The organism is Holdemania massiliensis AP2, from assembly GCF_000327285.1.
Classification (GTDB): domain Bacteria; phylum Bacillota_I; class Bacilli_A; order Erysipelotrichales; family Erysipelotrichaceae; genus Holdemania; species Holdemania massiliensis.
The window spans coordinates 149,453-160,101 of record NZ_HE998570.1 but is presented as its reverse complement, the minus strand read 5'-3'; the positions used below and the strand labels follow the sequence as shown (position 1 = coordinate 160,101).

The window sequence follows — 10,649 nt, the reverse complement described above, 5'->3', positions numbered from 1 at the left end:
AAAAAAAACTCTCCCCATCGAGAGAGTTTAACGACCCGTAAATTTTATACTTCAGCTTCCTCCAGCTTCGAGGTGCAATGCGGACAGCGGGTGGCGTGCAGATCAATTTCCGTTTTGCAGTATGGACACACCTTCGTCGTTTTTGGCTGCGGGGCCGGTTCTTCTTTAGCGCGAAGCTTATTCATCCAGCGAATGACCAGAAAGATGACAAACGCCGTTAACAGGAAATTAATCAGACCGGTAATAAAACTGCCGTAGGCAATCGTAGATGTATGCGCCTGAGCTTCCGCCAGCGTCGTATAATGCTGACCATCCAGTGCGACAAACATATTGGTAAAATCCAGCCGTCCGGTAAACAAACTGATCACCGGCATGATGATATCATTGACCATGGAAGTCACTAACGTATTGAAGCCGCCGCCAATAATAACGCCGACTGCCAAGTCAATCATATTTCCTTTTAATGCGAATTTCTTAAACTCTTTGAGCATGGTTTTTCACTCCTATCCTGTGCGTTTCATTATAGAGAACCTGCTGCGGAAAAGCAATTCCTTCCTTTCGCTTTCAGAATCAGATTGGCTGCCATTCTGATTTCCATGCATCATCATTCAATATGATTCATATTTATTGATAGTTCAATATTATAACTAATTTGTTGAAAAATTAATCTTCACTTAATCCTTGATAATTCTTTATCATGATAAAATACAGATAAGATCTGCGGAGTTTGAGATGACTGCAGATCAGGAAAGGGAGGAAATGAACATGAAAAGCAGTAAAAAGCTGATGGCGCTTCTGCTTGCAGGACTGATGATGACAACTACAGCCTGCAGCACCAAGAACGAACCTGCTCAGGGAAACGGTAGTTCAAAAGGCGAAGCGACGATCACAAAAACAGTTCAAGGTTTCGGCGGAGATGTAACCGTCACAGTAAACTTTGACAAAGACGGCAAGCTGGCAGGTGTAGACGCTGTCGGCGACAAAGAAACGCCGACGATCGGCGGACAGGCATTGAACGAATTGCCAGCCAAGATTTTGGAGGCAGGAAATGTCGATATTGACGGTGTTGCAGGGGCAACAGTCACCTCAACCGCAATCAAAACCGCGGTTCAGGAAGCGATTGATGAGTACAATGGAACCTCAGCGGAAATCCCAGCCGCCAAAATGAAAGCTGGAACGTACAACGTGACAGCCAGTGGGTTCTCCTTACTTAAAGAAATGGAAGTTGCGGTGACTGTCAGCGAAGACAAAATTGAGAAAATTGAAGTTCTCGACAACGGCGATACCTATCCATTCTTAGAAGCCGCAAAAGAAAAACTGATTCCGCGGATTCTGGAAAACCAGTCCGTCACTGTCGATTCGATTACCGGCTGCACCGGATCCAGCACCGGCATCAAGCAGGCTACGGAAAAAGCCGTTGCCCAGGCTTTAGCAGAAGGTGGATCAGAAGCGGCAGCCATTAAAAACTTTTATAAAACACCAGCTAAATCCACAGAACAGGAAACCATTGATGTTGACGTCTTAGTCGTCGGTATGGGCGGTTCCGGTACAGCCGCGGCGATGAGCGCTGCGGAAACACAGTATGCCGCTAACGGCAATGATGCCTCCAAAGTCAGCGTTCTGGCAATTGACAAGGCCGGCAAATATGGCGGCACTTCCTGCATTACCGCCGATACAATGGGCATTAATGCTCCGGAATATGACAAGACTTACCATGGCGGCAAGGATTATGTCGACGCCGAGGCGATGAAGGAAGACTGGAACAATTTCACCAAAGGGGATGCGAAGCAGGATCTGTTGGATCTGTTCTTTGAGGAATCCGGCCCAACTGTCGACTGGCTGATCAGCCACGGCTTTGATTACGGCAAGGGTTCCCCGGAGGGAGAAGGCTACCAATACGGCGGTCCGCAGCGCGGTTTCACCGACGAGGATATCTGGTACGTCAAATTCCAGTATACCGGTCAGGGATACGGCAACTGGAAAAAGGAAACCGGCGAAATGTTTGACAGCATGATCGCAGACTATGAAAAAGTCGGCGGCCGCTACATGCTGGAAGTCGAAGCCAAAGAATTGATCTATGATCAAGCTTCCAATGCCGTAACCGGCGTGAAAGCAGAAGGCTATGACGGCAAGCAGTACACGATCAATGCCAAGAAAGTCATCATCGGCACCGGCGGGTTCTCCAACAATGCCGCCCTGCAGGAAAAATACCTGTCAAACGAATATTATCCGTTAAAAGGCAGCTGGCTGATGTACGGCATGCAGCAGAACGACGGAACAATGATCGGATCCGCCTTGGATCTGGGCGCCGGCACCTACAATATTGGAATGCCGCCGATGGTTCACTTACAGGGTGCACCGATTACATTGCACGAATATCCAGTTGAAGTGGTCGGCGATGAAAACGACCTGGGCTTCTGGACACAGCTGCCGCGCAGAAATTCTCTGAACGACTTCCCGAACGCTTTGGCCAGTGCGGCTTATGCGCTGCAGGTCAACATGAAGGGTGAACGGTTCTCCAACGAAGCTGGAACCTTCCAGACCTGGAAATCTGGCCCGCGTTATTACACGATCTGGTCAGACGACTTCTTCCGTGAAGTTGAGAAGAACGGTCTGCCTGTCAGCTTCGGCGACGATCTGACCTGTCAGGGCGGCATCGACGCAGGCAAACCGCTGCCGGCCGATGAACTGATCAATCTGTGTGTTGAAAAAGGCATTGCCTATAAGGGTGATGCGTTAGAAGATCTGGCCAAACAGCTGAGCATCGATCCAGCCGTTTTACAGGATAATATCGACCGTTACAACGCTGCGGTTGAGGCTGGCAGCGATGAAGAATTCGGCAAAGCGGCTGATTTCTTAACGATGAAGATCAATGAAGAAGGCCCGTACTATGCTTTCGTAGGTGCTTCTTACATTTACTCCACGGTCGGCGGTCTGGATGTCAACACGGATATGCAGGTCTTAGGTTCTGACAATGCGACACCGATCAACGGTCTGTACGCGGTAGGTACCGATTCACTGGGTGTTCTGTTCTCTGAACAGCGTGAATACGTCACCTATGGCGGCGCAGCTCAGGGCTGGGCTTATACTTCCGGACGTCTGGCAGGCGCCAGTGCCGTCAACAGCTTAGGCGAATAAGCTTCATTCCTCTGTTTTTGAATCTATGATCAATTCAGGTCTGTTCTTTTTAAGGGCAGACCTTTTATTTCGGTTCTAATCTGTTTCTACAGTAAAGATTTCTTCAATCGTCACGTCAAATACCTTAGCTATATTCCAGGCTAAGACCAAAGAAGGATTGTACCTTCCCTTTTCCAGGTTGCCAATCGTTTCCCGACGAACGCCGACCAAAGCAGCAAGTTCTTCCTGCTTCATGTTCCGTTTGGCACGGTATTCTTTAATTCGATTTTGGATCACTCTCCAACTCCCCAGCTTTCTCTAAATTGATAATAACCGATCAAGAGTCCATGAACCATCACTGAAACTCCCCAGCCGGATGCAAAACCTGTCAACAGTGCCGTATTTCCTGGCTGACCTGCGAAGAAGAAACGGATCAAAGTAACAGCCGCGGTTACGAGCATACCGCTGTAAAAGGCCAGCGATGCGGCTTTATCCATGTATGCTTCCAGCATTTCATCGGATTTTATGAAAAAGTATCCAAAATCAACGACGAAAGCAAAAAATGCCAGAAATCCTCTTTCTTTTGTAAAGATGCCAATGAATCCCAACAAAGAAAGCAATCCCATTAAACCGTATATATTTCGTTTTCGTTTCACGCTAATTCCTCCTGCATGTGGTATATTTTTATCTTTATGATAGAAATATACCACATACAACTGTTTAGATCAAGCGTTTTATCCTGTTTTCCAATTTTATTTCTCATTCTCCTGAATTTCCCGGTTTACTTTCCCTTATCCATCTCGCATAATGAAATCAACCGTTGTCTGCAAGACAGTGAAGATGAACAAGGAGAAAGACTATGGCATTTTGGAATCCCTGGCGCGGCTGTCATCGGAAAAGTGAAGGCTGCCGTTATTGTTACATCCATAAAGGCGATGCCCGGCGCGGTGTCGATACGAATATGATCATACGCAGTGAGCGTTTTGATGCCCCTTTGGAAAAAAAGGCCAACGGCGACTGGAAGATGAAAAGCGGCCAGATCGTTTATGTCTGCTTTTCTTCAGATTTCTTTGTTGAAGATGCCGATCCCTGGCGTCCTGAAGCCTGGCAGATCATCCGTCAGCGGCCTGATCTTCACTTTCTGTTTCTGACCAAGCGCATTGAACGCTTCACTGTCGGACTTCCCGAGGATTGGGGGAATGGATATCCCAATGTCACCATTGGGTGTACGGTGGAAAATCAACAGCGGGCAGATGAACGATTAACCCTGTTTTCCACGCTGCCCATTGTCCACAAGAATATTATCTGTCAGCCCATGCTGGAAGCGATTCAGCTGGAAGACTGGCTGAAAAGCGGGGAGATTGAGTTAGTCGTAGCCGGCGGCGAATCTGACCGCTGCGCCCGGCCCTTGGATTATGCCTGGATTGTTGATCTGCACGATCAATGCCAGCGTCAGAACACGCACTTTGAATTTCGGCAGTGCGGTACCCACTTCATCAAAGACGGAAAGTGTTATACCCTGCCCTACAAGGAACTCTGCCGGCAAGCCCGCAAAGCAGACATCAATCTTTAAAACTCGCTTTTTCTGGCCGGGAAATGCGAGGAAATTTACACCGGCTTTGAGTACAATAAAATTACAGAAAGGATCTGAAGACTATGGAATGGATTGAACGGCTGAACGCTTCGCTGAATTACATCGAGGAACATCTAAGCGAAGTGATCGAGATCGATGACCTTGCACAAATTGCCTGTTGTTCCAGCTATCACTATCAGCGCATGTTCACTTATATCGCCGGAATTCCGCTTTCGGAATACTTGCGCCGGCGGCGGATGTCGATTGCCGCCGTTGAGCTGCAGCAAAGTGAAATCAAAATTATTGATTTGGCGCTGAAATATGGATACAACTCACCGACAGCGTTTAACCGTGCCTTTCAAAGCGTGCATGGGATCGCCCCTTCGGCAGTCCGCAAAGCGGGCAGCGTTGTCAAAACTTTTCCTCCAATCAGTTTTCGGATCACTGTTAAAGGAGTGGAAGAAATGAATTATCGGATTGAAAAGAAAGAAGCATTTCGAATCGTGGGCTTATCCGCCCCAATGAAAAACAACACGGAGGAAAACTTTTCTGTCGTTCCTCAGCTGTGGGGCAAAGCGGCTCAGGAAGGATTCATCCCCAAGCTGGCATCGATGATGAACACCTCGATCATGGGAATTTTAGGTGTCAGCGCCTGTTTTGACAATGAGCAATGGAAATACTTCATCTCCGTGGCAACCAGCCTTCCTGCGGAAGCTCCGTTGGAAGAATACACTGTTCCGGCTTATACCTGGGCAATTTTTTCCGGCGAAGGCGCCTGCCCGCAGGCTATTCAGGAGTTGGAGCGCCGGATTGTTACCGAATGGCTGCCAACTTCCGGTTACGAATACGACAATGGCCCGGATATCGAGGTTTATCTGGAACCTGACCCATCCAAAGCACGTTTCGAAGTCTGGATTCCAGTGGTACGGGCAAAATCAAGTGATGCGCAATGAGTGCTGAATTTGAAAATTTCAAGCAGAGCTTAAAACTCGATGAACAAACTTGCGTTCAGGCGCTGCATGAAGCCTTTTTAAAGCAAGGCTGTCAGGCTGAAATCAAAGAAGCGAAAAGCGGGTATACTGTCAGTTATATCAACTCTGCCCGCAAAACGGCTGCCAACTTTGTCTGCCGCAAGACCGGCGTCAAACTGCGCTTGTATCCGGAGAGCTTAGACCAATATGAATCCTTTTTAAATACCCTTCCGGAAAAAATGAAAAAAGAAATTCGCAAAGCTTCCGTCTGTAAGCGGCTGATCGATCCCGTCGACTGCAATCCACGTTGTCAAATGGGATATACGTTCACCCTGGATGGAGAACAATTTCAGAAATGTCGGTACATGGCCTTTTTCCTAAGTGTTAATGATCTTTCTACACCTTATCTGTTGGAATTTCTCGATCACGAAAGCCAGGCTCATCAGTAACCCAAGAAGATTGCGGACTTAAAAGTAGTTGATACTTAATCTATAGTTCTAAAAACTGCACTGGCGCAATCCAAAATCAGCGTTCCCTATTTAATCCGGGAATGCTTTTTTATTGCTTCAATCCCATCAAAATGTAAAATATTTCAACACTTTTCTTCTTTTTGTCTAAAATAATGAATTTTCTTCGATTTTCGGCGGGGCTTTTTCCATTTTTCCGCAATATGTATCATAGTGGGTTAATGATAAACATGAATTCTGTTAACACAAAATACAAATCGTCCCGCGTGAAAAGAAAAAAGCCATTATCTTTAACGGAAGACTGGGTCTTCAAACACGTTTTCTGTAATCCTTTTAATCTGGAAATTCTTAAATTCCTGCTTCAAGCGATCCATCCCTAGCTCGTCATCAAAAAGATTGTGTTGTTTCCCAATGAAGAAACAGTAAACTTTGAAGATCAAAAAGCCAATCGCTATGACGCCCGTGGCTTGATCAACGATCATCTGATGTTTAATGTTGAAATGCAGCGTTCAGGAAACCGGACTTTACAAGGGATCCGCATTGCCTTTTACGCCTCCCGCCTGTTCAGCAGTCAGCCTATACGCGGTGTGGACTTCTCAAAATTAAAACCGATTTGGGTTTTAATGATTGCGGATTTCCCATTTTTTGATGATCCGGATCAATATTTTGAAGACTATTCCTTTGTCGGCAGCCGCAATGCGAAATCCTTGACAGAATATATTCAATTGAGTATTGTTGAAGTAGATAGAGCGGAACGCTTAGCGAAGAAACCGACAGAGCAGCTGACGGCTTTAGAGCGGTGGGTAGTCGTCCTGAAATATGCAGGAGACCCATCAAAAAGAGCGTGGATCCGCAAGATTATGGAATTGGACGAAGGGTGTCGAAAGGCGGTGGAAAGAATGGAAGCTATCCCTCGTGAAACAGTTGAATTCATGCGGCAGACAGACGAAATGGCGCATGAAATGGAATTAATGGAGCAGTATTTTAATGGTGAAAGAAAAGGATTCCAGCAAGGAATTTTGATCAACAAGGTTCATCTGATCCGCAAAAAAGCGGCGAAAGGCAAGACAGCCGAAGCTATCGCTGAAGCTTTAGAAGAAGAAATTACTTTCATTGAAAAGATATTAAAAATAATTCAGGCGCATCCCAATTTCTCTGATTCTCAAATCGCTAAACAACTGACTAAAAACAAGCGGTCTAAGAAGAAGGACAACGCTGTCAGATTGATATATCCAGGATGAATCCCTTTAGCTAAGCAAAAAAAGCTTCAAAGCGAAGCTTTTTTTATTATGTATTTATTTTTCAAGCAACGCTCGAATAGCGGGTTCCAGTGCTGATAATTCCGAGGTATCTTTGCGAATCCAACAGGATAGGGTCATACCATGGATCAGAGCACAGATCTGCGGAGCTAAATTGGCGGCTTTTTCTTCACTGTAGCCACAGGCTGTCAGTTTATCCTGATACAGGCGAATCCAGCGAATATAGACCTGCTTGGCGGCGGCTTCCATTTCAGCACTGATATCCGATGCTTCAATACCAATAAACGTAATGACCAGCGAAGTAGCATATCCTTTATTATTGGTCAGCATATCCGCAATATGATAAGCCATCTTCACAAACACTTCCACCGCATTATCTGAAACAGGAAAGATGGAAGTCAAGATTCCCTTTTCCATCCGTTCATACGCGTAATTCAGCACCTCAACCCCAAGCTGATTCTTACCATCAGGAAAGAAATAATAAAAGGAACCTTTCGGGATCCCGCACGTATCCAGGATTTCTTTTAACCCTACTCCATAATATCCCTTCTGTGCAATTAAGTTAGCCGCTGATTTCAAAATTCGAAGCCTTTTTTCACTGGTTTTTTCCTGATTCATTCTTTTCTCCCCTATCGATATCTTCCGTCATCTTTATTTCTCTTTCTTTTTATTATAAACTAGAATCAGGACAGAGCGAAAGCGCTATTGTCAAATTGATACTTAAAACCTAAGAAAACACACGGATTATAAACAGGATCTGACCTGGCTCAATACAAATTACTTAAGCCCGATCAACATCCACCATCACTCCATTAAGAAAGGCACTTACAAGAATGCAAAAACATCGAAGCTGGATTTTAAAAATGATGATCGGCAGCGCAATACTCCTGTTGAGTTTCTTTCTTTTAACTGGACTGCGGATCATCCAAGTCATGCGTTGGCGCGATATAGATCAAACGTTGACGATGCGGTGCCTGGGTGCCTGTTCCTCGGAGAACCTCGAATTACACCTGCAGGGAACAGTAAATCAATCCAACCTATTTCATGGGAGTCTGCATGCCGGTGAAATTGAAATCCAGCTTAAAAATATCAAAATGATGCCCAACACGCTTTTCCCGGATTCTGAATATCAATATTGGGATCTCGATAGTTCACGCGGGTCTCCCGACTTAAAAATGGTGATGAACCGCTCGTTAACCCAATGGTTTCTTTTTGATTCGAAGCGTTCCTTTTTAATCCTGCCGGCGGATTTCAATCTGAATGAACTGGACAAGGTTGAAAATGCGGCGGGAGTCCGGATACGGCTTAACCCATAAATTCTAGCCGTTTGATTTTTGAGAAGTATTTTCACTAAGTATACAAGCAGAAGTGTGCTTCTGTTATTTTCTTCTGCACTGAGGAATCAATCATTTTTGTCACATTCGCCTTTTCTCTCGTTTTTTTAGTTATAATAAAGAAAAGGGAGGATGACTAATGAATAAAATATGGATCATTGAGGACGATCCCAGTCTTGCCCGTCTGATTTCGGAAAACTTAACGAAATGGGGATATCCATGTGAAGCCGCTGTGGATTTCGATCAATTAGACAAAGAATTCTTAAAGGTTCAGCCGCAGCTGATCATCATGGATGTTTCACTGCCGGGAAAAAGCGGTCATGCCTGGTGTGCTGAGATCCGCAAGCTTTCCAAAGTTCCGATTCTTTTTTTGTCTTCTCACAGTGAAAATCTCGATATTATCATGGCCTTGAACCAGGGTGGGGATGATTATCTGACAAAACCCTTTTCGATGGAAATTCTGGTTGCCCGGATTCAGGCCCTGCTGCGCAGGACCTACAGTTATGAACCTTCCGGAACCCTGATGGAATTTCAGGGCGCCGTCTTTAATCTTGCCGATGCTTCCTTAAGCAAAGAAGGACGCCAGTGTGAATTAACTAAAAATGAGTTTAAAATTCTGCAGCTGCTTTTGGAAAATAAAAATAAAGTTGTTTCCCGGGAGAAAATCATGCTTAAGCTGTGGAACAGCGACTGTTTCGTGGATGAAAATACCTTAACCGTAAACGTCAACCGTCTGCGCCGCAAGATGGAACAACTGGGAATCGAGGACTGCATCGAAACACGCAAGGGATTGGGGTATCTGCTTCATGCTTAGAAGTTATCTGCGGCATCGCCAATTTTTGTTTCTGTGGACAGTTGTTGTCCTGATCATTTTTCTTTTCCTGCAATATCTCTATTGGTATCCGCTGGCATCGATTGGCTATACCGCGCTGATCGTCGTTACTGTATTGGCGATCATTACAGCGTTTGACTACCGCAGTTATCGCAGCCGTCTGAATCAGCTCGATGCCTTGGAAGAAGCCTGGATCAGTTTGGGACGGGAGATGCCGGATACGCAGGATCCCCTGGAGCAGCGTTATCAGCAGCTGATCCTCAAACAGCGCGAAATTTTAACTTTCGAAAAACAAAAACAACTGACTGCTCAGCAGCAGCGGGAAGAACTGGTTACGATGTGGATGCATCAGATTAAGCTGCCCCTGGCTTCGCTCAGCTTAATCATTGAAAGTCTGGAACCTGACGACATCCTTTCCGCCAGTCATCTCAATGAGATGAAGCTGGCTTTAATGCGCACTGAACAATATGCGCAAACAGCGCTCAAAGCTATCCAAATTGAGAATTTAAAAGAAGATTTAATCCTGGAACCTTGTGATCTGGGGGAACTTTGCGCGGAAGTGATCCGCAAACAGGCGCTTCCATTTATCTTGAAAAAGCTGCAGCTGGATTTCACTCCATTTCACCAGACCGTGATCACCGACCGGAAATGGCTTGGCTTCATGGTGGAACAGCTGTTGTCCAACGCTTTAAAATATACCGATTCCGGAACGATCAGCGTAACATTTCAGTCAGATCCCGCACCGCATCTGATCATCGCCGACACGGGCAAGGGTATTTCCGCAGCCGATCAGCAGCGTTTGTTTGAGCATGGATATACCGGATATAATGGTCATCAGGATTTTAAAGCCAGCGGGATCGGCTTAACTCTCTGCAAAAAAACCGCGGATTCCTTAAACATCAAGCTGGTTCTGGAATCGGAAAAGGACAAAGGGACTCAGGTTCATCTGATTTTTCCTCAATCCGACCTGTTTTTCTATCGTTGATCCGGTGCTTTCCATCGTGACAAAAATGTTTGATTTCCTGGGAAATTGTTCGTTAAGTCGATGGAGCGAATTTTCTGATCACGATAAAATGGAGGCAGATGAAAGAAATGA

The 10,649-nt window shown here is 45.6% G+C and carries 12 protein-coding genes; 8 read left to right on the top strand and 4 right to left on the bottom strand.

Features of this window, described 5'->3' with window-relative positions; all coding sequences use genetic code 11:
* Positions 1-44 precede the first annotated feature (44 nt).
* A complete protein-coding gene (mscL, locus tag BN162_RS14935; protein WP_020225933.1) occupies positions 45-491 on the bottom strand; it encodes a large conductance mechanosensitive channel protein MscL in 447 nt (148 codons plus the stop codon).
* Positions 492-765: 274 nt separating this feature from the next.
* On the opposite strand from mscL, the gene BN162_RS14930 reads away from it, so the two are divergent.
* A complete protein-coding gene (locus BN162_RS14930; RefSeq protein WP_020225932.1) occupies positions 766-3,138 on the top strand; it encodes an FAD-binding protein in 2,373 nt (790 codons plus the stop codon).
* 75 nt (positions 3,139-3,213) lie between these two features.
* Here BN162_RS14930 and BN162_RS14925 read toward each other — a convergent pair whose 3' ends face one another.
* Both BN162_RS14925 and BN162_RS14920 read right to left on the bottom strand, forming a co-directional pair.
* The gene (locus BN162_RS14925; RefSeq protein WP_020225931.1) at positions 3,214-3,414 is read right to left on the bottom strand and encodes a helix-turn-helix transcriptional regulator; all 201 of its coding nucleotides are present in this window, start codon (positions 3,412-3,414) and stop codon (positions 3,214-3,216) included.
* Positions 3,411-3,773: a DUF3796 domain-containing protein gene (locus tag BN162_RS14920; RefSeq protein WP_020225930.1), complete on the bottom strand. Its 363-nt coding sequence runs from the start codon at positions 3,771-3,773 to the stop codon at positions 3,411-3,413. Before BN162_RS14920 ends, BN162_RS14925 begins: the two co-directional genes overlap by 4 nt.
* 203 nt (positions 3,774-3,976) lie before the next feature.
* Here BN162_RS14920 and BN162_RS14915 point away from each other — a divergent pair, with 203 nt between their 5' ends.
* From BN162_RS14915 to BN162_RS14900, 4 genes are all read left to right on the top strand, one after another.
* A complete protein-coding gene (locus BN162_RS14915) occupies positions 3,977-4,690 on the top strand; it encodes a DUF5131 family protein (protein WP_020225928.1) in 714 nt (237 codons plus the stop codon).
* An 83-nt stretch (positions 4,691-4,773) separates the two neighbouring features.
* Positions 4,774-5,643 carry an AraC family transcriptional regulator gene (locus BN162_RS14910; RefSeq protein ID WP_020225927.1) on the top strand — a complete coding sequence of 290 codons (870 nt, stop codon included), beginning with the start codon at positions 4,774-4,776 and terminating at the stop codon, positions 5,641-5,643.
* Positions 5,640-6,110, top strand: coding sequence for a hypothetical protein (locus BN162_RS14905; protein WP_020225926.1), 471 nt, complete (start codon positions 5,640-5,642; stop codon positions 6,108-6,110). Before BN162_RS14910 ends, BN162_RS14905 begins: the two co-directional genes overlap by 4 nt.
* A 416-nt stretch (positions 6,111-6,526) precedes the next feature.
* Positions 6,527-7,369, top strand: a complete 843-nt coding sequence (locus tag BN162_RS14900; protein WP_261797862.1) for an Rpn family recombination-promoting nuclease/putative transposase — start codon at positions 6,527-6,529, stop codon at positions 7,367-7,369.
* Positions 7,370-7,423: 54 nt separating this feature from the next.
* On the opposite strand, the gene BN162_RS18120 is transcribed toward BN162_RS14900, so the two are convergent.
* Positions 7,424-8,005, bottom strand: coding sequence for a TetR/AcrR family transcriptional regulator (locus BN162_RS18120; RefSeq protein WP_020225924.1), 582 nt, complete (start codon positions 8,003-8,005; stop codon positions 7,424-7,426).
* Positions 8,006-8,250: 245 nt separating this feature from the next.
* Between BN162_RS18120 and BN162_RS14890 the strand changes: the two genes are divergently transcribed.
* The 3 genes from BN162_RS14890 (at position 8,251) to BN162_RS14880 (ending at position 10,538) form a co-directional block, all read left to right on the top strand.
* Complete coding sequence (locus BN162_RS14890; RefSeq protein ID WP_154651820.1) at positions 8,251-8,703, top strand: hypothetical protein; 453 nt, start codon at positions 8,251-8,253, stop codon at positions 8,701-8,703.
* Positions 8,704-8,860: 157 nt separating this feature from the next.
* Positions 8,861-9,535, top strand: a complete 675-nt coding sequence (locus BN162_RS14885; RefSeq protein WP_020225922.1) for a response regulator transcription factor — start codon at positions 8,861-8,863, stop codon at positions 9,533-9,535.
* Positions 9,528-10,538: a sensor histidine kinase gene (locus tag BN162_RS14880; RefSeq protein ID WP_020225921.1), complete on the top strand. Its 1,011-nt coding sequence runs from the start codon at positions 9,528-9,530 to the stop codon at positions 10,536-10,538. The genes BN162_RS14885 and BN162_RS14880 overlap by 8 nt, the downstream gene beginning before the upstream one ends.
* Positions 10,539-10,649 lie beyond the last annotated feature (111 nt).

Coding starts and splice junctions, on each gene's coding strand:
- mscL (WP_020225933.1), bottom strand. CDS start 491: ATGCTCAAAGAGTTTAAGAAATTCGCATTAAAAGGAAATATGATTGAC.
- BN162_RS14930 (WP_020225932.1), top strand. CDS start 766: ATGAAAAGCAGTAAAAAGCTGATGGCGCTTCTGCTTGCAGGACTGATG.
- BN162_RS14915 (WP_020225928.1), top strand. CDS start 3,977: ATGGCATTTTGGAATCCCTGGCGCGGCTGTCATCGGAAAAGTGAAGGC.
- BN162_RS14910 (WP_020225927.1), top strand. CDS start 4,774: ATGGAATGGATTGAACGGCTGAACGCTTCGCTGAATTACATCGAGGAA.
- BN162_RS14905 (WP_020225926.1), top strand. CDS start 5,640: ATGAGTGCTGAATTTGAAAATTTCAAGCAGAGCTTAAAACTCGATGAA.
- BN162_RS18120 (WP_020225924.1), bottom strand. CDS start 8,005: ATGAATCAGGAAAAAACCAGTGAAAAAAGGCTTCGAATTTTGAAATCA.
- BN162_RS14890 (WP_154651820.1), top strand. CDS start 8,251: ATGATGATCGGCAGCGCAATACTCCTGTTGAGTTTCTTTCTTTTAACT.
- BN162_RS14885 (WP_020225922.1), top strand. CDS start 8,861: ATGAATAAAATATGGATCATTGAGGACGATCCCAGTCTTGCCCGTCTG.
- BN162_RS14880 (WP_020225921.1), top strand. CDS start 9,528: ATGCTTAGAAGTTATCTGCGGCATCGCCAATTTTTGTTTCTGTGGACA.